General features: G+C 56.4%; 20 protein-coding genes. 14 read left to right on the forward strand and 6 right to left on the reverse strand.

Features of this window, described 5'->3' with window-relative positions; all coding sequences use genetic code 11:
• Window positions 1-234: 234 nt before the first annotated feature.
• Entirely contained in the window at window positions 235-747 is a 513-nt protein-coding gene (locus tag ACLPGZ_RS08685) for a hypothetical protein (protein ID WP_035270806.1), read from the reverse strand.
• A 3-nt stretch (window positions 748-750) separates the two neighbouring features.
• On the reverse strand, window positions 751-3099 hold the full coding sequence (locus ACLPGZ_RS08690) for a Tex family protein (protein WP_060185728.1): 2349 nt from the start codon (window positions 3097-3099) through the stop codon (window positions 751-753).
• A 160-nt stretch (window positions 3100-3259) separates the two neighbouring features.
• Here ACLPGZ_RS08690 and ACLPGZ_RS08695 point away from each other — a divergent pair, with 160 nt between their 5' ends.
• The gene (locus ACLPGZ_RS08695; protein ID WP_429641131.1) at window positions 3260-5314 is read left to right on the forward strand and encodes an ATP-dependent DNA helicase; all 2055 of its coding nucleotides are present in this window, start codon (window positions 3260-3262) and stop codon (window positions 5312-5314) included.
• Window positions 5315-5345: 31 nt separating this feature from the next.
• Here ACLPGZ_RS08695 and ACLPGZ_RS08700 read toward each other — a convergent pair whose 3' ends face one another.
• Entirely contained in the window at window positions 5346-5825 is a 480-nt protein-coding gene (locus ACLPGZ_RS08700; RefSeq protein ID WP_083054000.1) for a hypothetical protein, read from the reverse strand.
• A gap of 245 nt (window positions 5826-6070) precedes the next feature.
• Complete coding sequence (locus ACLPGZ_RS08705; protein ID WP_083053999.1) at window positions 6071-6484, reverse strand: winged helix-turn-helix transcriptional regulator; 414 nt, start codon at window positions 6482-6484, stop codon at window positions 6071-6073.
• Window positions 6485-6574: 90 nt separating this feature from the next.
• Between ACLPGZ_RS08705 and ACLPGZ_RS08710 the strand changes: the two genes are divergently transcribed.
• From ACLPGZ_RS08710 to ACLPGZ_RS08740, 7 genes are all read left to right on the forward strand, one after another.
• Entirely contained in the window at window positions 6575-7510 is a 936-nt protein-coding gene (locus ACLPGZ_RS08710) for an NmrA/HSCARG family protein (protein ID WP_257113157.1), read from the forward strand.
• Between the two features lie 139 nt (window positions 7511-7649).
• Window positions 7650-8015, forward strand: coding sequence for an ethanolamine utilization protein EutQ (locus ACLPGZ_RS08715; RefSeq protein WP_240688263.1), 366 nt, complete (start codon window positions 7650-7652; stop codon window positions 8013-8015).
• Window positions 8012-9337: an NAD(P)/FAD-dependent oxidoreductase gene (locus ACLPGZ_RS08720; RefSeq protein ID WP_321289772.1), complete on the forward strand. Its 1326-nt coding sequence runs from the start codon at window positions 8012-8014 to the stop codon at window positions 9335-9337. Before ACLPGZ_RS08715 ends, ACLPGZ_RS08720 begins: the two co-directional genes overlap by 4 nt.
• A 48-nt stretch (window positions 9338-9385) precedes the next feature.
• The gene (gene dctP / locus ACLPGZ_RS08725) at window positions 9386-10378 is read left to right on the forward strand and encodes a TRAP transporter substrate-binding protein DctP (RefSeq protein WP_035270797.1); all 993 of its coding nucleotides are present in this window, start codon (window positions 9386-9388) and stop codon (window positions 10376-10378) included.
• Window positions 10379-10398: 20 nt separating this feature from the next.
• On the forward strand, window positions 10399-10905 hold the full coding sequence (locus ACLPGZ_RS08730; protein WP_035270795.1) for a TRAP transporter small permease: 507 nt from the start codon (window positions 10399-10401) through the stop codon (window positions 10903-10905).
• A gap of 2 nt (window positions 10906-10907) precedes the next feature.
• Window positions 10908-12203 (forward strand): TRAP transporter large permease, encoded by a 1296-nt coding sequence (locus ACLPGZ_RS08735; RefSeq protein WP_035270793.1) that lies wholly within the window; start codon window positions 10908-10910, stop codon window positions 12201-12203.
• Window positions 12204-12254: 51 nt separating this feature from the next.
• On the forward strand, window positions 12255-12935 hold the full coding sequence (locus tag ACLPGZ_RS08740; RefSeq protein WP_052362930.1) for a TetR/AcrR family transcriptional regulator: 681 nt from the start codon (window positions 12255-12257) through the stop codon (window positions 12933-12935).
• Window positions 12936-13187: 252 nt separating this feature from the next.
• Here ACLPGZ_RS08740 and ACLPGZ_RS08745 read toward each other — a convergent pair whose 3' ends face one another.
• Window positions 13188-13964: an outer membrane protein assembly factor BamD gene (locus tag ACLPGZ_RS08745; RefSeq protein ID WP_035271413.1), complete on the reverse strand. Its 777-nt coding sequence runs from the start codon at window positions 13962-13964 to the stop codon at window positions 13188-13190.
• Between the two features lie 116 nt (window positions 13965-14080).
• On the opposite strand from ACLPGZ_RS08745, the gene ACLPGZ_RS08750 reads away from it, so the two are divergent.
• From ACLPGZ_RS08750 to phaR, 5 genes are all read left to right on the forward strand, one after another.
• Window positions 14081-15046 (forward strand): RluA family pseudouridine synthase, encoded by a 966-nt coding sequence (locus tag ACLPGZ_RS08750; RefSeq protein ID WP_026484310.1) that lies wholly within the window; start codon window positions 14081-14083, stop codon window positions 15044-15046.
• On the forward strand, window positions 15028-15795 hold the full coding sequence (pgeF, locus tag ACLPGZ_RS08755; protein WP_239055249.1) for a peptidoglycan editing factor PgeF: 768 nt from the start codon (window positions 15028-15030) through the stop codon (window positions 15793-15795). Before ACLPGZ_RS08750 ends, pgeF begins: the two co-directional genes overlap by 19 nt.
• Window positions 15796-15937: 142 nt before the next feature.
• Window positions 15938-17569, forward strand: a complete 1632-nt coding sequence (locus tag ACLPGZ_RS08760; RefSeq protein WP_429641132.1) for a PHA/PHB synthase family protein — start codon at window positions 15938-15940, stop codon at window positions 17567-17569.
• A 124-nt stretch (window positions 17570-17693) separates the two neighbouring features.
• Window positions 17694-18431 (forward strand): acetoacetyl-CoA reductase, encoded by a 738-nt coding sequence (phbB, locus tag ACLPGZ_RS08765; RefSeq protein WP_088450794.1) that lies wholly within the window; start codon window positions 17694-17696, stop codon window positions 18429-18431.
• 59 nt (window positions 18432-18490) lie between these two features.
• On the forward strand, window positions 18491-19033 hold the full coding sequence (gene phaR, locus ACLPGZ_RS08770; protein WP_009457627.1) for a polyhydroxyalkanoate synthesis repressor PhaR: 543 nt from the start codon (window positions 18491-18493) through the stop codon (window positions 19031-19033).
• A gap of 3 nt (window positions 19034-19036) precedes the next feature.
• On the opposite strand, the gene ACLPGZ_RS08775 is transcribed toward phaR, so the two are convergent.
• Complete coding sequence (locus ACLPGZ_RS08775) at window positions 19037-20179, reverse strand: GNAT family N-acetyltransferase (RefSeq protein WP_268380543.1); 1143 nt, start codon at window positions 20177-20179, stop codon at window positions 19037-19039.
• Between the two features lie 140 nt (window positions 20180-20319).
• Here ACLPGZ_RS08775 and ACLPGZ_RS08780 point away from each other — a divergent pair, with 140 nt between their 5' ends.
• Window positions 20320-21285 carry a hypothetical protein gene (locus tag ACLPGZ_RS08780; RefSeq protein WP_429641133.1) on the forward strand — a complete coding sequence of 322 codons (966 nt, stop codon included), beginning with the start codon at window positions 20320-20322 and terminating at the stop codon, window positions 21283-21285.
• The last annotated feature ends 62 nt before the right edge of the window (window positions 21286-21347 follow it).

Below are 21347 nucleotides of genomic sequence, written 5' to 3' on the forward strand. Positions count from 1 at the left end.
TTTTTCCTTCTGGACCTTGCCGCGCGGGAACTGACTTTGCGCCGGTCCCGGCAAAGTGGGTGTTCGTGTTTGGGCCAAGCAGCCAAGCGAGCACAAGAGGCTCGCTTGCTGATGTTGATGGTGGGACTAGTCTAATGCGCTTTGAGCTGCTTGGCATTCAGGCGGGCCAAAAGCATCAAGCCCTGCATGAATGCTCACGCAGGGCTTGGTGTGTTTGGGCCGGGATTACTGGCCTTATTCGGCTGCTTGAGCGGGAATATCCAGTTTTTCACACAGACTTAGAATTTCTTCCAGGTTCTCGCGTTTGACCACGATCAGCTGAAATTCCTCGTCATAGCTTTGGGCAAATTCCAGCAGGCAGTAGGAGGGGTGAAACTCCTGCAACTGCTCGTTCGCCCATTGGAAAAAGCCGTCCACGTCCTGAAAAGGCATGTCGTCGTAGGGAAAGGCGGGCAGATCCTGGCTTTCAAAGGCAGCCAGAATCTCTTCCCACAGTTCGTCCACGGTATCGGCCAGAGCCAGATAGTCGTCCAGCTCGTAGCTGATGGCCAGGATCAGAGCACCATCCGGATCGTGTTCCATCAAGTTCTGGGCGTGCTTGCCATACGCCTCACCCATCGCTGTCGGGCTGGCGCTGGCTGTCAGCACGGACTGGCTGATGGCTGCAATATCCTGTTCCTTCTGATCAAATCCGGTCAGCAGATTGAGCAGACGCGTCAGTTGGGAAAGGCGCTCGGTCTCAGTCATGGCTTATCTCCGAAGTTTGCTAAAGGCGGCTGCCATAGCACCTGTCGGTGCCGGTTCAGCTTGCCGGTTGGGGCGATTGTTTCCGGAACGGCGCTGGGGTGCGTTGCTGGTGTTGCTGGAACCACGCACAGGGCCGCTGTCGTCGTTCAGGCGCATGGTCAAGCCGATACGCTTACGAGCTACATCCACTTCCTGGACTTTAACCTTAACGGTCTGCCCAACGCGAACCACATCACGCGGATCTTTGACAAAAGTCTCGGACAGGGCCGAGATATGCACCAGACCGTCCTGGTGCACACCCACGTCCACAAAGGCACCAAAGTTGGCCACATTGGTGACCACGCCTTCCAGAATCATGCCGGGCGTCAAATCGTTCAGGGAGTTGATGCCTTCCTGGAACTTGGCGGTGGTGAATTCAGGGCGAGGGTCGCGACCGGGCTTTTCAATTTCATTAAAAATATCACGCACGGTGGGCAAACCAAAGCGCTCATCCGTGAAGTCGGAAGGCGACAAGCCTTTCAGTGCGCCGGATTTACCCATGACATCGCTGGCTTCGGTTTGCAGGCGCTCCAGAATGCGGGCGGCAACCGGGTAGGCTTCGGGGTGAACTGCCGAGGCATCCAGAGGGTTGGCTGCACCGGGAATACGCAAAAAGCCCGCTGCCTGTTCAAAGGCTTTTTCACCAAAGCGCGGCACCTCACGCAACTGCTTGCGGCTTTGGAAGGCACCGTTTTCGTCACGCCAAGTGACGATGTTTTTGGCCAGCGTGTTGTTCAGGCCGGAAACGCGCGCCAGCAGGGGAGCAGAGGCGGTGTTGACGTCCACACCCACGGCGTTCACACAATCCTCGACCACGGCGTCCAGGCTGCGAGCCAGTTCGCGCTGGTTCACGTCGTGCTGGTATTGGCCAACACCAATGGATTTGGGGTCGATCTTGACCAGCTCGGCCAGCGGATCTTGCAGGCGGCGGGCGATGGAAACAGCACCGCGCAGGCTGACGTCCATATCCGGGAATTCTTGTGCGGCCAGTTCAGAGGCGGAGTACACCGAAGCGCCGGCCTCCGACACGACTACGCGAGTTAAAGGCAACTGCGGGAAAGCGGATTGCAGGTCGGCAACCAGTTTCTCGGTTTCGCGTGACGCTGTGCCGTTACCAATCGCCACCAGTTCAACTTGGTAGCGAGTAGCCAGACCGGCCAGGGTACGAATGGCGCCTTCGCGGTCACGACGGGGTTCAAAGGGATAGACGGTGGCCGTATCCAGCACCTTGCCGGTTGCATCGATCACAGCGGCTTTTACGCCGGTACGAATACCTGGGTCCAGGCCCAGAACGGCTTTATTGCCAGCGGGGGCTGCCAGCAGCAAATCGCGCAGATTGGCGGCAAACACGCGGGTAGATTCTTGCTCGGCTTCTTCGCGCAGACGGCCAATCAGCTCGGATTCGAATGCTGTCAGCAACTTGACGCGCCAGGTCCAGCGGCAAACCTCGGCCAGCCAATGGTCGCGTGGGCTGGCGTCGGCGGAAAAGTCAGCGCCAATATCGGTCAGCTCGGCGACTTTCAGTACACAAGGGTGAGGCAGAAGCGCATCCTGCTCGGGGTTCAGGCCCAGGCGCAGGTCCAGTGCACCTTGCTGACGACCGCGCAACAAAGCCAGCACGCGGTGAGAAGGCAGTTGGCGCAGCGCTTCGTTAAAGTCGAACCAGTCGCGGAACTTGTCGCCTTCCTGTTCCTTGCCTTCGGCAACCTTGGAGTACAAGTGAGCGGACTTCCACAGATAGTCGCGCATGGCTTCCAGCAGGTCGGCCTGCTCGGCAAAGCGTTCGGCCAGAATGTCGCGGGCACCGTCCAGGGCGGCTTTGGCCGTGTCGATCTTGGCTTCGGCATTCAGATAGCCTTCGGCCAGCGCCACAGGGTCTGCATCCTTCTGGGCCAGAATGGCGTCCGCCAGCGGCTCCAGACCGGCTTCGCGGGCAATCTGGGCACGGGTACGACGCTTGGGCTTGTACGGCGCGTACAAGTCTTCCAGACGCTGCTTGGTGTCAGCCGCCAGAATGGCTTGCTCCAGCTCGGGCGTCAGTTTTTCCTGCTGGCGGATCGATTCCAGAATGGCATGACGACGCGATTGCATATCGCGCAAATAGATCAGGCGCACTTCCAGATCACGCAGGACATTATCGTCCAGACCGCCAGTCGCTTCCTTGCGGTAACGGGCAATAAAAGGGACCGTGGCCCCGTTGTCCAAGAGCTCAACCGTAGAGGCGGCTTGTTGGATGCGGATGTTCAGTTCAGAGGCCAGTAGCGCCAGAATCTGTTGGTGATCCTGTTGCTGGGCGAGGGTTTCCACAGTCATTTCAGTTATGGGTCCATCGTTGTAAAAGGGTCTGCAAGCGCCGCATTTTGCCATAAAGACCGGCAGCGACCCAGAATTGGCAGGTATCATCTTGTATGTATTCCACTGTGATTGTAGACAGTTCTGTCATTCGTCACCTCTCCCTGAGCGGTTTTGCCCCATGTTGTTGCAGGATTATTCCGATATCTTTTCTCCCCAAGGCCCTCTGGCAGAGTCTGTCTCGCACTATCGTCCGCGGCAGGCTCAGCTGGAGCTGGCCCAAGCCATCAGCGAGACGGTCGCCGAGTCCGGCGTACTGATTGCCGAGGCGGGCACAGGCACGGGCAAGACCTGGGCCTATCTGGTGCCCGTGTTCATGCAAGGGGGCAAAGCGCTGGTTTCGACCGGGACGCGCACCTTGCAGGACCAATTGTTCCGTCGGGATATTCCCCACCTGCGTAAAGCGCTGGCCTTGCCGGTGGATGTGGCCTTGCTCAAGGGGCGCAGCAACTACGTTTGTCATTACCATTTGGAACGATTGGGGCAGGATGACCGTGCCCTGAAGTCCCGTGCGGAAATTGCCTATCTGCGGGCCATCCAGCTTTTTACTGAACGCAGCCGTAGCGGCGACAAGGGTGAGTTGGTCGAAGTCCCGGAGGACGCGGATATTTGGCACCGAGTCACTTCCACACGCGATAACTGCCTGGGACAGGATTGCCCCTTTGTGCGCGACTGCTTTGTGATGAAGGCGCGCCGTCATGCCCAGGATGCGGATGTAGTAGTGGTGAACCATGCTCTGTTCATGGCGGACCTGGCCTTGCGCGAAGAGGGTGTGACGGATTTGCTGCCTAGCGTGGATCTGGTGGTGTTTGACGAGGCACACCAACTGCCCGACGTGGCCACCCGTTTTCTGGGTAGTAGCGTGTCCTTGTATCAATTGACGGATTTGTGTCGGCAGATAGAAGCGGCGGGTCTGGCCCAGGCACGTGAGACCGTAGACTGGAGTCAGGTGGCCCGCAAGCTGGAGCAAGCGGCTCGGGATTTGCATTTGCGTACTGCGTCGCTGGCGGCACAGGGTGGTCGCGCCACTTTCCAGGCCTTGCCCGAGCCCGAGCTGTTTGATGAAGCGTTGGAGAATTTGCTGGAGACCTTCGACAAGGTCATCAAGATGCTGGCCATGGTGGCTGAGCGCCATCCTGATCTGACGGCGGCGCATAAAAGCGCCTTGGAGTTACGTGCGCGCTTGTTCCAATGGAGCCAGCCGGATCGTCAAGGCCGTCACGCCTATTTGCCAGAAAGTGAAAAAGACGAAGACCAGCCCGACGAGTTCGTGCGTTGGGTAGAAAGTGGGCAGCATTATCTGCGCCTGCACAGTGCCCCTTTGTCGGTCGCCAAGATTTTCTCGCGCTACCGAGGCAAGGAGCAGTCCTGGGTGCTGACCTCGGCCACCTTGTCGGTGCATGGTGATTTCAATCACTTCAAGCGTCAACTGGGTTTGTTTGATGCTCGCACCGAAGCCTGGGCTTCGCCGTTCGACTATCCGAATCAGGCGCTGTTCTACGTCCCCAGCACCTTGCCGCTTCCTAGCCATCCCAACTTCAATCAGGCCTTCGTGGATGCGCTCATTCCGCTGATCAAGGCGGGTCAGGGTGGTGTGCTGGTGCTCTGTACCACCTTGCGCTCGGTCGAGCGGATTGCAGATATGCTGCGGGACCGATTTGATCGGGAAGACATCGAACGCAATGTGCTGCGCCAAGGGGAGCGTTCACGGCAAGTTCTGCTGGACGAGTTCCGTGCCCGTGGCAATGCGGTGTTGGTGGGGAGCGCCAGCTTCTGGGAAGGGATTGACCTGCCCGGTGATGCCTTGACGCTGGTGGCTATCGATAAGCTGCCCTTTGCTCCGCCGGATGATCCGGTGCTGGAAGCGCGTATCAAGGAGTGCAAGGACAGGGGCGGTAATCCCTTCATGGAATACCAGTTGCCCGAAGCCGCCATTGCCTTGAAGCAAGGGGCAGGGCGTCTGATTCGTACCGAGCGCGACTGGGGCGTGCTGATGGTGGGCGACACCCGTATTGTCGAGAAGCCCTACGGCAAACTGCTATGGCGTGGTTTGCCCCCCTTTGCCCGTACCCGTGATCCTGCTCGTGCCTTGGCGTTTCTGCGGGAGCAGAAAGCCAGGCGGCAGAGCGCTCAGGTCAGTGATGTGGAGCTGAACGACAGCTCGGAGCAGGCTTGAAAGTATTGCTTGTATTCTCCGCCTATTAAAACTAGGGTAAGGACTCGTCTGCGACGATGTCCTCTGCCACCAGGCCCCATAAGAACAGGCTGGGTGTGCCAGCGCCTTCCAGACTGCCCTCTATCTGCTGAAGAACGGACATGACGGCACTGCGATTGCTGACTGCCTCAAACGCTTCCCGAGTGATAGGCGTAAACCAGCCTTTTTTGAGCACCGCTACCGCCATTGCCAGCGCGACGGAAAACACATGCTGGCCCAGCATGGGGACCTGAACCGTCTCGCCTGCGCGATTGTGCACATCAAACATCTGCTCTTCATCAGGCAGTGCTGCACCCAGGCGCCAGGCCAGTGCCAGCCCGAAGGCTTCTGGAATCATCACGCAAAGCTTGGTCGCACGGACTTCAGACAGGCCGCTGGCTTGCAGTTGAGCGATGCACTCCTCAATGCTTTGATCCTTTGCCAGTACAGGAATGGCTTCTAGTACCCGTGTTTCTGCTTGTTCGTGGTTCATGGAGTATGGTTTATGAAAGGGGCATTCTTGGACATTGGAAAATGTCTGTTTTCATGTTCTTGTGACGTCGGGAAGCGGAGTAGTGGGTCTTACGGGCCAACAACTTAGGACAGGTTTCAGCCATTGCTTGCCACGGTGGAGTTTTGAGCTAGGTGCTGCACAGTACCAGGCACGGGGCACGACATTGTATAAAGTCGCAGCATCATAAGCTTGGACTTCAATTTCGCGTCGTTCTCCGTTCTACATCAAGGCTTTTTGGCATCGTACGTTTGACGTGATTTCTGTATACGCGGAAGGTTCTCTCTGACCCACACATTGATGCCTTTCAGCGCATCGAGCATGTTTTTCCCCATCTCCGTCAGTTCGTATTCCACACGTGGGGGCACCTCGGGAAAATAATGGCGTTCTACCAAGCCATCTCGTTCCAGGTTTCGCAGTGTTAGCGTCAGCATGCGCTGTGTGATTCCTTCCACCTCACGCTTGATCTCGGAAAACCGCAGCCTACGATCACCCGTGATGGCAAGGCGCCAGATGACCTGCACGGTCCATTTGTCACCGAGGCGTGTGCAGACTCCATTCAATGGAATTGGCTGGAATGATGAGTCGCTGTCGGGTTTCTCCTTGAGAGCATCCGACTCTGCTGGATCTATGGGTTTCATTTTTGTGCCTGAGGTTCAAAAAAGTGCCGTCTTCCGCAATTCAGATATCGAGGAAAGAATACGACATTCTCTTTTTTTTCGAGCTGAATCATGAATAAAGTACATCGTCCCATTCTGGTTTTCGGAGCCACAGGCCGGCAAGGTGGATCGGTGGCCAAAGCACTTCTGGAGGCTCACTGGCCTGTCTGCGCTTTTGTGCAATCTCCATCCAAACCGGCTTCAATCGCTCTGCGGGAAGCAGGCGCTGAACTCGTGCAAGGGTCATTGGACGATGCCAATCTTATCGCGTCGGCCATGAAGGATGTGTATGGCGTATTTAGCGTGATGCCTGCGAACCTATCAGCAGAAGAGGAGGTTTGTTATGGCACACGTCTTGCTGATCTGGCGGCAAAAAATGGCGTCGAGCATTTCATCTATTCCTCGGGGGCTAGCGCTGGGGACAAACTGACAGGTGTTGCGCGCTTTGATGCCAAGCCTCTTATTGAGGCACATATTCGCGAACTGCCGCTGACTGCAACCATCATCCGTCCCATGATCTTCATGGAGATGCTTGTGCGGCCGGGCTTTGGCCTGGAGGAAGGGCGGTTGGTGTCTCTGATACACCGTGATCATTCGATCCAACTCACTGCGGTGCAAGACATAGGGAAAATCGTTGCCGCCCTGTTTGCGGACAGGGCACGTTTTGCCGGGAGGACCTTGAAGATCGCCAGTGATCGTGTGACCGGCCAGGAGCTGGAGGCCGCCTTTTCTGAAGCCGCAGGTCGCTCTATCACTTATGCCCGATTCCCTGATGAAGTATTAGCTGCCAACGCCGATTTGGGGCATATGGCGTCAAGTCTGGAGGATGGCCCTCTTGCAGAACAGGTGGACCTCGGTCTGATGCGAGAAATCAATCCTGAACTTGTCTCGCTGCGTTCTTGGCTGATGGGAGAAGGGCGTGAAAAGCTGGAAGAAGCGTTGCGCAGAAAACAGCCAAAAGCGCTACCAAGAACCCTGCTTTCAGATCCTGTTACAAGGCTAATTTAATTATTTAAATATAAAGCTCTCCCGCCTGGAACGCAGGGTAATCCCCATCTCTCCACGCATTGACGCGTCAAATTCGGCTCATTACCATCACAACATACAACCATGTATGTTCTAAAACCACTTGTGTTTGGTGATTCACATGACAACAGAAAAAACTTTGCCGCGAGTAATACGTTTTGATGATTTGGTCTTTCAGCCCAGACAGGAAAAACCGGAGATGGCGCAGTTGGCGGAAATCGTGGGTGAGGAGGATGGGACGCCCTTGGGGGCGGGGTATGCACGCTTGAACCAGGCCCGCATTGAATGGACCGTGTTGTACGACGAGGTCGTGACGGTGATCGAGGGCAGCATGCGCATTCATACGCCGCAGGGCATTCTGGAAGCCGGTCCACGTGATTGTGTGTGGTTGCCAGCGGGCACGCCCCTGATCTATGAAGCAGAATCTGCTCTGATCCATTACTGCCTGCATCCCAGCAACTGGGCTAGCGCACGGACGGCGGCATGAGCATCAAGAAAATTACGCGTCTGCCGGAGAACGACAAGACAAATGGGTGGAGTCGGCTCCTGGCTCCCCGTACTCCCAAGCCCGCTTTGGCCAAAGACGTGCAGGCTGATTGGGTGATTGTCGGCGGTGGCCTGGCCGGTTTGGCCGCTGCCCGTCGCCTGGCAGAGAACCGCCCCGGTGACAGCATCGTGGTGCTGGAGGCCGATCTGGTGGGCGAGGGCGCTCAAGGCCGAAACTCCGGCTTTGCGATTGATAGCCCTCATAACGTCGGTAGTTCCATGGGCGAACTGGACGCCGCCCGTTCGCATGTGCGCCTGGCGCGTACGGCGATTGCTTATCTAAGAACCCAGGTCGAGCGTTACGGTATCGAGTGCGACTGGAGCCCCATCGGGAAATTCCACGCTGCGGTTTCCGAGGAAGGCGTACGCACAACCTTGAAGCCTACGCTGCAGGTGCTGGAGTCCTTGAAGGAACCGCATGAGTGGCTGGACGGCAAAGCCTTGCACGACAAGCTGGGGTTCAAGCATTTCCGCACAGGAATTTACACCCCCGGTACGGTGTTGCTGAACCCGGCGGGTCTGTCGCGTGGTCTGGCCGACAATATGCCCCCCAACGTTACCGTCTACGAAAAAACGCCCGTGCTGTCCTTGCAGCAAGGCGACGGTGTCACGCTGGAAACCCCCGGTGGCAAGGTTCGTGCAGGCAAGATGATTCTGGCCGTGAATGTGTTCGCCGAGCAGTTCGGTTTTTACAGTGGCAAGCTGATGCCGATGGCGGCTCATGCAAGCCTGACCCGTTGCCTGACAGAAAGCGAGCAGCGTGAGCTGGGTGGTTTGCCCAGTTGGGGATTGACCCCCGCCAATGCCTTTGTGGGCATTACCATGCGTCGCACCAATGACCAGCGCATTCTGATTCGTCAGCACATGACTTACGCGCCCAATTTGCGCAGTGATGATGAAAGCCGCCGCCGTGTGCGCATTGAGCACAAAGCCCTGTTTGACGAGCGTTTCCCGAATCTGAAAAACGTGGAGATGGAACACACCTGGACCGGCTTTATCTGCTTGTCCCGTAATGGTTCCCCAGGCTTTGGGCAGGTGGCACCGCATGTGTATTCCGCGGTGTGTCAGAACGGGGTTGGTCTGACCAAGGGCACGATTTCCGGCATGTTGGTCGCCGATCTGGCTTGCGGTGTGGACAATCCCTTGATTGCCGATATGCAGGCTTTGGGGCAACCCGATGCCTTGCCGCCACGTCCGTTTCTGGATGTGGGTGTCCGGGCCCGTTTGGGCTGGGAGTTATGGCGGCACCGGGCGGAAGCCTGATAGCCGAAGTTTGAACAATAAATTTAAAAGACATACCCAGGAGGAGTTATGAAGCTTTTGAGCAAGACCTTGCTGACGGTGATGTTCAGCCTGAGCGCGGCCACCGTGTCCGCACAGACCATGCGCATTGCAACGGACTCGGGCGCGCAAGGCTCGCCTAGCGGTGATGCAATCGAGAAATGGGCTGCGCTGATCAAGGAGGGTACGCAAGGCGCGGTGTCGCCACGCGTTTTTTATCAAAACCAGTTGGGAGGTCAGGAAGAGGTGTTTGACCAGCATGTAGCCGGTGATGTGCAGTTGATGCTGAACTGGCCCATGACTTCCTACGACAAGCGCATTGCGGTGATCTACACACCCTATATGTTCACCACCTGGGAAGAAGCCTTGGCCGCGTACCAGCCCGGTGGCTGGTTGAATGAAACGCTGGACGGTATCTACAAAGAGAACGGCTTGAAGTTCTTCGGTGCCTGGCCTGAAGGATTCAATGGCGTCGCCACCAAAGGTAAACATGCCGTGACGGTAGAAGACGCCAGGAACATCAAGGTACGTGTCCCCCCGATCTCCATGATGCAGCAGTCCGTGCAAGCCATGGGTTATCAGACGGCAGCCATTGACTGGGGCGAAGTGTTTACGTCCATTCAGACCGGCGTGGTGGATGGTGATGCAGCCAACGTCATTTATTACGACTACGAATATTTCCGCGACACGCTGGATTACTACGTGCGCAGCAAGCAACAGTTCATTACCGGCGTGCTGTCCATGAACCTGGAAGCCTGGGAAGCCTTGACGCCCGAGCAGCAGGAAGTGATCCAGACCTCGGCCATCACCATCATGCAAGATCAGTTTTCCAAGGCCCAGGTAGCGGACGCGGCCATTGTGGAGAAGTGGAAAGCGCTGGGTAAAACCTACCTTGAGCTCGACAAGGATCAACTGGCTGCTTTGGGCACCCATGTGCGTGCCAAGGTCTGGCCTGCGATGCACGCTGAAGTGGGCGACAGCATCATGGCCCATATCGAGAAAAACGCCTCGGCTCTCAAGTGAACACCTTGGAACAAGGGAGTATGAATGTGAGTGAGGACCTTCTGATCAAGCGAGGGCCGACCCTGATCGCCCTGGAATGGCTGGCCATTGCGTCCAGCGTTGTGGTGGCGGCAGGTTTGGCCTATGTGGTGGCCGCACGTTATTACCTGAATTGGCCGGCAGCCGGTGTGCACACCATTGTGATGGTGGCGGCGATCTGGCTGTATATGACGGGGGCCTTGATTGCCAGCCAGTCCCGTCAGCATCTGGTGGTGGATTACCTGTCGCATCGTTTGAAGACCCCACGGGCGCGTGCTATCCATCGTTTCATCGTGTCCGTACTGGTGCTGATCATTGTGGTGGCTTTTGCCTATTGGACCTTGCGCATGTTCATGTGGGGTTCCCGGTTCTCGACCACGATGGCTGAGCTGGGAATTCCTGTCTGGGTGCCGCAAGCTGCTATTGGTCTGAACGCCGCCGGTAGCCTGATCTATGCCTTGCGCGATGTTTATCAGTCTTTGATGGCCTTGCGCCATGGAGGCCATTGATTATGCATGCTGGATTTTCTGTTCTCTTGCTCCTGTTCCTGCTAGGTGTCGGGGTGCCAGTGGCCTGGTCCTTTGCCGGCACGCTGCTGATGTTGACGCTGGTGTATGACGTCAACTTGAACACCTTGATGCTGCAAGGTTTCCGTTCCTTGAACTCTCTGGTTCTGCTGGCTTTGCCTTTGTTCATCATGGCGGGGTACTTGATGCAGGCAGGCGGGATTGCGCACCGTTTGGTGGGTTTTGCCGAAATGCTGGTCAAGAATCGTCGTGGTGGCATGGGGGCCAGCATGGTGCTGGCTTCCGGGGTGTTCGGGGCGATTTCGGGTACGGCCTCGGCGGCGGTGGCGTCCATTGGCACCATTCTGGTCGATCCCATGGAGCAGCGCGGTTATCCGCGTCAGTACTCGGCGGCCTTGCTGGGGATTTCCTCTTTGCTGGGGATTCTGATTCCGCCGTCCATCACCATGATTCTGTTCGCGGTGGTGACGCAGCAGTCGGTAGTGGCGTGTTTTGCAGCCACGATCGGGCCAGGGATTCTGTTGATGGTCGGGCTGACGCTGTTCAACTATGTGGTGGCTGGACGCTGGTTCAAGGAGTTGCCTGCACAGCCTGCTGATGAGCAATCCCGTCGTTCTTCTCTCAAGACCTTGCTTTATGCCGTGCCCGCCTTGTGTATTCCCGCCTTGATTCTGGGTGGTATTTACGGGGGCGTATTCACACCCACGGAAGCTGCGGCGGTGGCGGTTGTGCTGGTGATTGGCATCGGCTGTTTTGTGTATCGTGAACTGACCCTGCGCAAGCTGCGTGACAGCTTCGTTCGCACGGCAGAGACTACGGGCACCGTTATCCTGATCTTGCTGTTCTCCTTTCTGATCGGCCGTATTTTGGTTGCGCAAGGTGTGCCACAGGACTTGACCGCCTTTGTGACGGGTCTGGTGGATAGCCCCATCGGCATTCTCTTGATGGTCAATGTGTTCCTGATTCTGGTGGGCATGATTATTGACGATGTGTCCTTGACCGTGGTGGTGGCTCCCTTGCTGCTGCCTTTGGTGGGCGTGGCCGATGTCAATCCGATACAGTTTGCCGCGATTGTGGCGTGTGCGGTGATTGTGGGTTCCAACAGCCCGCCGATGGCACCTGTGCTGTACATGTCCTGCCGTATCAGCAAGGTGACGGTACATCGTTCCTTTGGCCCGGCCATCGCCATGATCGTGTTTGTGGCTATTCCGATTCAATTGATCACCACCTTCGTGCCCGCTGTTTCCTTGGCGTTTCCACGAATGCTGGGCCTGTTATAAGAGGAGCGCCGGTATACTTTGGCGACTAAAGCGACTCTACAAGCAGGCGATATGAGCGATAAGGAATTGATTGAACGTGTGGCCCAGGCCGGCGCGCTGACCGAGCCCAATGTGCATTTGACGCGGGCGGACTGGCTGGAAGCGGCCATTCGCCTGTTTATGCAGGAAGGCGTGGAGGCGGTGCGCATCACTCGCCTTGCGCAGGTCATGGCCGTCACGCGAGGCAGTTTTTATTGGCATTTCAAGGACAGGGACGATCTGCTGGATGGGTTGGTCGGTTTCTGGGAACAAAAGAATATGCGCTCCACCATGTTGGCGCTGGAGAATGTGGACAATCTGCAAGATGGCATGTTGTCCCTGTTCTCCACTTGGCTGGATGTGTCCCGTTTTGAGCCGGGCCTGGATATGGCCATGCGGGATTGGGCAAGGCGCTCCGAGCGAGTGCGTCAGGCCGTCGCGCGGGCGGACAAGGCCTGCATGAATGCCTTGGCCAATTTCTTTCAGCGTATGGGTCTGGAAGAGATTGAAGCCCAGACCCGAGCCCGGACGACGTACTTTTGTCAGATTGGCTATTACCTGATTGGCCTGCAGGAAGAGCTGGAAGACCGCATGGTGTATCTGGACGACACCATGAAGATTCTGGGAGGCCAGCCCCTGGACCCAGCCAAGGCCAAGGCTTTTGCAGAGCGTATGTACAGCGTGCAGAAGGACAATGCCAAGAAGGTGGGGTGATATTCAGGAGGCTCTGGAGCCTGTGGGGGCGGGGTGTGTTTAGATGGCTGCAGGCTAAGGAGCTACCTGACTTGTCGTTACTGTTTTGATGAGCAGGGCAGAGCAGACTGGTAAGGAATATCAGCTTGAAGCCGGAAAACTGAAAAGGCCGAATCCTGTATGGGATTCGGCCTTTTTTGACTGCGTTCTGTGAGACGTTTTATTGTCGCTTCACAAAGGCAGCCTGTGTTTTATGCTGCTTTGCCTCAAGGTTTAGAACCAGTTAATCGGGTTCCAGTAGTTAACCTTGGCATCCAGACCGTCCTTGAAGTAAGTGGAGTCCGGGAAGTTCTGATCCATCACGCGTTTGGTGGTGTCACGCAGCTCGGTTTGACCCATCTTGTCGTAGGACAGGTACATCAAGTACAGCGCGCGTTCAGCAATAGGCACGCCCTTGAAGTCCGTAATCACGGTTTGCGCACGGTTCACAGCAGCCACGTAAGCGCCACGCTTGTAGTAGTACTCGGCTACGTGCACTTCGTTCTGGGCGATGGTGCTGACCAGCCAGGTCAAGCGCTTGGCGGCATCCGGTGCGTAACGGCTATTGGGGTAGCGTTGCAGCAGATCGTTAAAGGCTTCGTAGGATTCACGCAGACCTTTGGGGTCACGCTCGCTGGGGTCCTGTTGGGTAATGTTGGACAGGGCAGCGCTAGGAGGCGTAAAGGAGATCAGCCCTTTCAGGTACAGCATGTAGTCGGTACCGGGGTGGCTGGGGTACTGCTTCTGGAAGCGGTCGATAGCGGCCAGGGCTTTGGCAGGCTCTTCGTCTTTCCAGTTGATATAGGCTTGGTCGATCAGCGATTGCTGTGCGTAAGTGCCAAAGGGGTAGCGGGACTCGACGGCTTCCAGGCGGGTACGCGCGTCTTTCCAGTTGCCGGCGGACATTTCTTCACGGGCGTCTTTATACAGGCGCTCGGCGGTCCAACCCGAGGTGGGGTCAACTTCTTTTTTGGTAGTGCCGCAGCCAGCAAGCAAAGTGGCAGCCAGCATTAATGCGGCTACGTGGGCCAGCTTGGTACCACGAATACGTGGCAAGTTCAGGTTCAGGCGAGTCACAAAAGCGTCCTTGGTGTTAGCATTGCTGCTCAATTATATGATTTGTCGCCATGCCTGACACAGATACTGAAAAAGATAGTGTTGTTTCTTCCGACGCACTGCGTTTTATCCTTCCCATCACTGCGTCTCCCGACCGTCTGGACAAGACCTTAGCGCGTTTACTGCCACAGCATTCGCGCAGCCGTCTACAGTCCTGGGTCGAGAGTGGGCATGTTCTCGTCAACGGCCAGGCCGTCAAGGTCAAGCATACGGTTTACCCCGGTGATACCGTGCTGGTCTGGGAGCAACAGGCCCCAGAAGACATGGCCTTCGAACCTGATGACGTGGACTTCGAGATTGTGGCTCAAAGCGACTCCTGGCTGGTGGTTAACAAGCCAGTAGGTCTGGTCACGCATCCTGGCGCGGGTAACTGGCGTGGCACCTTGCTCAATGGTTTGCTGTTTCGCTTCCCCAATCTGCGTCAGGTACCCCGTGCCGGTGTTGTACACCGGCTGGACAAAGACACTTCCGGCTTGCTGGTCGTGGCCCGCACGGAAGTCGCACAAACTCACTTTGTCCGACAACTGCAAGAGCGTAGCATGGGACGCCAGTATCTGGCGTTGGTCCATGGCGTCTTGCCGGGCCAGGGCTCGGTCGATGAGCCGATTGGACGCGATTTGCGCGTGCCAGTGCGCATGAGTACTGGGCCGTCCGTCGCTCCCAAGCATGCTGTAACGCATTATCAAATGTTGCGTCAGGGTTATGCAGGCGAGGAAGCGGTGACCGAGGTGGCTTGCCGACTGGAGACAGGGCGTACCCACCAGATTCGTGTCCACCTGAGTTCAATCAAGCATCCTCTGCTGGCCGATACCTTATATGGTGGCCGCGTTGTCGCGGGGGCGCAGCGCCAAATGCTGCATGCCCATGTGCTGGAGTTTGATGATCCCGATACGGGCGAGCGCCGTCGCTTCTCGGCGGAGCCACCGTCTGACTATCAGTCTGTTGCAGAGGCGATTGAATGGCACACTCAAAGCTGATTCCTGGTGTTAGCGGCCCCGAACAAGCGGGGCTGCTTTATTTCTGTACGACTCGGGCTGGGGGCGTCAGCCAGGACGAGCGTGACAGCCTGAATCTGGGCCTGAATACCGGTGACGATCCGGAGCGGGTGCAGGTAAATCGCCAGCGGCTGGCGGACTTCCTGGGCTTGGAGCCAGTCTGGCTGGCACAGATACACGGCACAGATGTGCTGGATGCAGATCAGGATGTGTTGCCTGCCATGCCCAGACAGTTTGATGCTGCCATCACTACACGCCGGGATCGTACCCTGGCCATTCTGACCGCCGATTGCCTGCCGGTGGTGATCTGGGACGAGCAATCTCAGGTATTGGGTGTGGCCCATGCCGGTTGGCGTGGTCTGCAAGCCGGAGTCCTGGAGCGTACCTGGCAGGCGATGGCCGCCCGTTGTCCCCAAGCGCAATCCTGGCAAGCCTGGATTGGTCCGGCAATCAGTCAGGAGCACTTCGAAGTCGGGCAGGAGGTCTTTGATGCCTATGTTCAGGATGAGCCGGAATTGGCCGCCTTTTTTATTCAGGGAAAGCGTCCTGGAAAATGGCAGGCGGATTTGCCCGGTATTGCCCGCCACCGTTTGGAAAAATTAAGCCCTGGAAAAATGACCGTGCACTTAAGTGGCTTGTGTACGTTTCAAGAGAATGGATTGTTTTATTCCTACCGCCGCTCGCCCTTGACCGGCCGACAGGCCACCATTGCTCGCTTGAACCTGCTTTAACGGTTTTTTGATCGTATTAAATACGATATGGAATCTTTAATTCCGTCTATTGGCGTGCCAGCCTAATTAATTACCCCAATTGACTGCTTTTGTTACGAACGTCATGCTCTAAGCGTATTTGCAATTCGTTTACAGGTGGCAGATGTCGAGTAACAACAGAGCTTTTCAAGGTTTTGGCAAACCGATCGATGCCACCCGCTGTGCTGAACTGCAAGCTCGTTATATGCAACAGTGGCAGGAGTTGTGGGACCAGGCCCAGCGCGGTGCCTTGCCACCTCCCCAGGATCGCCGGTTTGCGGATGCCGCCTGGCAGAGCAATCCCACCGCCTTGTTCAATGCCCATATCTGGCAGCTTAGCGTTCAGGCCATGAACGAGATGCTGGACTCGATGGAGCTGGAAGCCGCGCAGCGTGAGCGCCTGAGCTTTTCCATGATGCAGTGGGCTGAGGCCATGTCGCCCAGCAACTATTTGATGCTCAACCCCCAGGCCCTGCAAACCATGATGGATACGGGCGGCCAGTCCGTGCTGGAAGGGATGTCCAATTTTATGGACGACTGGCAAAAAGGCCGTCTGACACAAACGGATGAAAGCCAGTTTCAACTGGGGCAAAACGTGGGAACCACCCCCGGTGCCGTGGTGTTCCAGAACGATATTTTTCAACTGATTCAATACGCACCTACTACCAGCATGGTCCATACCGTGCCCTTGCTGATCGTGCCGCCTTGCATTAACAAGTTCTACATTCTGGACCTGCAGCCGGAGAATTCCTTTGTACGCCACGCTCTGGATCAGGGGCTGACGGTATACCTGATGTCCTGGCGCAATCCCCAGCCGAATGACGCGGCCCATATCCATGCACTGAGTTGGCAGGATTATCTGGAGCAGGGCGTGCTGGAGGCGATTCGTGTCAGCCAGGAGCTGTCGGGCCAGGAAAAAATCAATACGCTGGGCTTTTGTATCGGTGGCACCTTGCTGGCCAGCGCTTTGGCACTGGCACGCGATAAAGGTCAGGACCCAGCCGCTTCCATGACCTTGCTGACCACCATGTTGGATTTCACCGACGTGGGCATGCTGAATGTCTTTATCGATGAAGCACAGGTTGCGTTTCGGGAGTGGCAGTTGGGGCAGGGCGGATTGCTCAATGCCCGTGAGCTGGCCAGTACCTTTTCTTTCCTGCGCCCCGCCGAGCTGGTTTGGAACTATGTGAACAGTAACTACTTGCAGGGTAAAAAACCACCTGCCTTTGACTTGCTGTACTGGAACTCCGACGGCACCCATTTGCCCGGTCCTTTCTTTACCTGGTATTTGCGCAACACCTATCTGGAAAATCGTCTGGTTCAAAAAGGTGGTGTCCCCGTGGGGGCGCACCGCGCCGATCTGAGCCAACTGGATTTGCCTGTGTACCTGTATGGCTCCAAAGAAGACCATATCGTGCCCTGGCAGTCGGCCTATGCGTCCTTGCAGGCACTGCCTGCGGCTCAGCATCGTTTTGTGCTGGGAGCTTCGGGCCATATCGCAGGCGTGATCAATCCGCCTGCCAAGCACCGCCGTAATTACTGGGTGCTGCAAGATGGCGAGCCAGTCGCCACGCTGGATGCCCAGCAGTATATGGAGCGGGCTCAGTCCGTACCTGGTAGCTGGTGGTCCGATTGGATTGCGTGGCTTGCACCCTTGTCGGGTACGCGGCGTCGCGCAAAACGTCGTCTGGGCCATGCGCGTTATCCCGTGCTGGAGGATGCGCCCGGCAGTTATGTGAAAGTGCGCGCCAGTTAATTTTCAATTTTTCAGGTTTCGGGAGCAGGGCGGTTTGCCTGTTTCCATTATCCCGACGCCAGGCTTTTTCATTGCCCGGGCCGGCCCAGGGATCGAGCTTTGTCACCCCTTTCAGGAGAAGTATATGAGCAGCAAAGTAGCTTACGTCACTGGTGGTATGGGAGGGATAGGGACAGTCATTTGTCAGCGTCTGGCCAAAGACGGTTTTACCGTTATTGCAGGCTGCGGCCCCAACCGTGATTTTCAGAAATGGTTGGGCGAGCAGGCCGAGCTGGGCTACACATTTCATGCTTCGGTGGGCAACGTAGCAGACTGGGACTCGACCGTTGAAACCTTTAAAAAGGTCTTTGCCGAGTTTGGTCGTGTGGATGTTCTGGTCAATAATGCCGGGATTACACGCGACGGTACCTTCCGTAAAATGAGCCAGGAAGACTGGCGTGCGGTAATCGACACCAACCTGAACAGCCTGTTCAACGTGACCAAACAAGTTATTGATGGCATGGTAGAGCGCCAATGGGGCCGCATCATCAACATCAGTTCAGTAAACGGGCAGAAAGGGCAGTTTGGCCAGACCAACTACTCCACGGCTAAAGCCGGGATCCACGGCTTTACCATGGCTCTTGCCCAGGAGGTTGCCAATAAGGGGGTGACGGTCAATACTATTTCCCCCGGTTATATTGGTACGGACATGGTGCGTGCGATTCGCCCCGACGTTCTGGAGAAAATCGTGGCGACCATTCCAGTGGGCCGTTTGGGTACACCGGATGAAATTGGCTCCATGGTGGCTTGGCTGGCCTCGGGTGATTCCGGCTTTGCCACGGGTGCGGATTTCTCCTTGAACGGTGGCTTGCACATGAGCTAAGGCTTGTTGCAGTGCATAGCGCGTGTTTTTGATTTATTGATTAGGAAGTAAGCACCAGCATGGGATCCCCTCGACTCATCAAGAAATACCCCAATCGTCGCTTGTACGACACGCAGGCCAGCGCTTACATCACTATGGTCGATGTCAAGCAACTGGTCCTGTCAGGAGAGGAGTTCGCGGTCGTCGATGCCAAAAGCGGCGAGGACCTGACGCGCAGTATTCTGTTGCAGATTATTCTTGAGGAAGAAAGCGGGGGTATCCCCATGTTCTCCACTCCGGTGCTGATGCAGATCATCCGCTTTTATGGCAATGCCATGCAGGGGGTGATGGGCTCGTATCTGGAAAAGAACATTCAGGCCTTCATGGAAATCCAGGAGCGCATGACCGAACAGTCCAAAGGCGTCTACGGCGGTCAGTTCGGCCCGGAAGCCTGGGCGCAATTCATGAGCATACAGGCGCCTGTGATGCAAACCGTCATGAACAGCTATATCGATCAAAGCAAGAATCTGTTCGTCCAAATGCAGGACCAGATGCAGGATCAGACCCGGCAAATGTTCTCGGTCTTTCCCTTTGCGCCACCAGGCAAAGACAAGAAAGACTGATTTTTAGCCTGCCAGCGTTTTAAACGGGGTATGGCTGCTTAATGCTTCCTGATAGCGGGCCACATGGCCCGCTTCTTCATGCAGGAACTCTTCAATGGCGTGGGCAAAGCGGGGGTCAGCAATCCAGTGCGCCGAGCTGGTGGGAGTGGGCAGCAAACCTCGCGAGAGCTTGTGCTCCCCTTGAGCACCGCCTTCAAAGAAACGCAGTTGCTGCGCAATGCAGAACTGAATTGCCTGGTTGTAGCAGGTCTCGAAATGCAGGCCTGGCACGTATCGAGTACAGCCCCAGTAACGTCCATAAAGTGTGTGCCCGTCCCGCAGCGACAGGGCGCAGGCTACATCTTGCCCATCTTGTTGTGCCAGAATCAGTACCAGAGAGTCGGGTAGCTGTTCGTGCAGGCGCGCAAAGAAATCCTGATTCAGATAGGGGCGTTGTCCGCGCTCCTGATAGGTATTGGCATAGCACTGGTAAAAGTAGTCCAGGTTCTGCTCGCTAATCTCCTGACCCTGTTTGTGTTCAAAGGACAGCCCCTGCTCGTAAACCTTGCGGCTGTCCTGTCGCATTTTTTTGCGCTTTTGTTGGGTCAGGGAAGCCAGGAAGTCTTCGTAGCTGGCGTAGTTCTGGTTTTGCCAGTGAAACTGCACATCGTGGCGAATCATGAAGCCCGCCTGCTCCAGAGCTTGCCTGTCCTCTGGATTCGGGAACAGGACATGCACAGAGGACAGCTGATTACTTTGCGTCAGCTGGATCAGTTGCCTGGCCAGCAGGATGCGATCCTCTTGTGTGTGCGCCAGCAGACGTGGGCCGCTAACGGGCGTAAAGGGGACGGCACTGAGCAGCTTGGGGTAATAGTCCAGCCCATGGCGTTGATAAGCCTGAGCCCAGCCCTGATCAAACACATACTCGCCGCGCGAATGGTGCTTCAGATACAGGGGCACGGCACCAGACAGCGTCTGTCCACGATGCATCAAGAGGTAATGTGGCGACCAGCCTGTCTGTGGAATGGCGCAGCCAGCTTCGTCCAATGACGTCAGAAAAGCATGACTGAGCAACAGGTGATGGCCAGAGAGCGCGTCCCAGTGTGCTGCGTCGAGCTGACTCAGCTGTGTGCAAAGTGAAAATTGGATCGGTTCAGTGCTGACCATGGCAAGGAGTACGTCGGTAAGCTCAACTTGAAACAGGGCTAGGGCATAGACCCTGACGGCTTTGTATACTAGCCAGCGTTTCATACAAAGGGAAGGCTTGATTGGTATTGTTGCCAGCGCTTGCCCAATAAGAGGAATTCATGAAGAAAATTACCTTGGCGCTGGGTACGTGGATGGTGCTGGCAGGTTCGGCTCAAGCGGGTCCTGCTTGTGAGTATTTGCGTAATTATGTCGCTTTACAGCCGCAATCCGGCGACGAGCTGCAGATGCAGGATCAGGAGGGGGCTTGTCTGGTTCGGAATGGACAATGGTCGGCCGGTTTTTCGTCAATGCTGCTGGCCTTTGATGAGCTGGTCTTGCGTGATGAAGGCTTGGCATCCTTGTCCGAGCGGCAAGTTATTCCAGACTCCATGGATCTACAAGTTAGCGGGATCTATGTTCTGACGGGACGTTTGCCAGGGCAGGACTACGTAATGCGCCTGCAAGCCAAGCCTATGGATTTTACTTTCAAGTACAAGTGGGACTCGGCCTTGGCACAATTGAATTTGGAGCAGGTTCGACTGCGTAGTCAGTACCTGCGTGAGGTTCGTGCTCAGGCGCAATTCGGGATTAGGTCGGCCGCAGGACGCCCCTTGGGTGCCGATGATCTTGAGCAGGTAGAGCTTAAAAGTCTGAATCTGTACCTGGATAATCAGAATCTGATCCAGTCCATGATCATGCCAGCCCTGGTCATGAACATGAGCATGTACGAAGACCCGCGCCCCGGTATTGAGAAGGCCTTGTTGGCAGCACGCACTTCCGTGCAGTTGATGCCTGACTCGGTGGCGGATCGGGACAGCCGCGATGCCTTGCTGGCATTTATTGCTCAGCTACCCGCGCCCCAGGGGCGCTTGTCGTTGAATATGACAATGGATCCCCCTTGGCCAGCGGCACGTCTGGAGTCTGGCTTGTCTGTGGATCAGGTGCGTAAATTGATGTCTGGCATGAAGGTGCAAGCCAGATACCATACGGGGCAAGAAGTCCCCTCTGTCTATGTCTGGCTGCGTGATCGCCTGCGCGATGGTTTGCAGTTTTTCGGTCTTCGCAAGGATGACGCGGCGCGCTAATGAGCGTTTGGCCCTGGTGGCGGGAGGCCCTGTAATACCGGATCAACCCCATCTTGCTTGGG

This window comes from Alcaligenes sp. Me129 (assembly GCF_050487245.1).
Taxonomy (GTDB): domain Bacteria; phylum Pseudomonadota; class Gammaproteobacteria; order Burkholderiales; family Burkholderiaceae_B; genus Alcaligenes; species Alcaligenes phenolicus.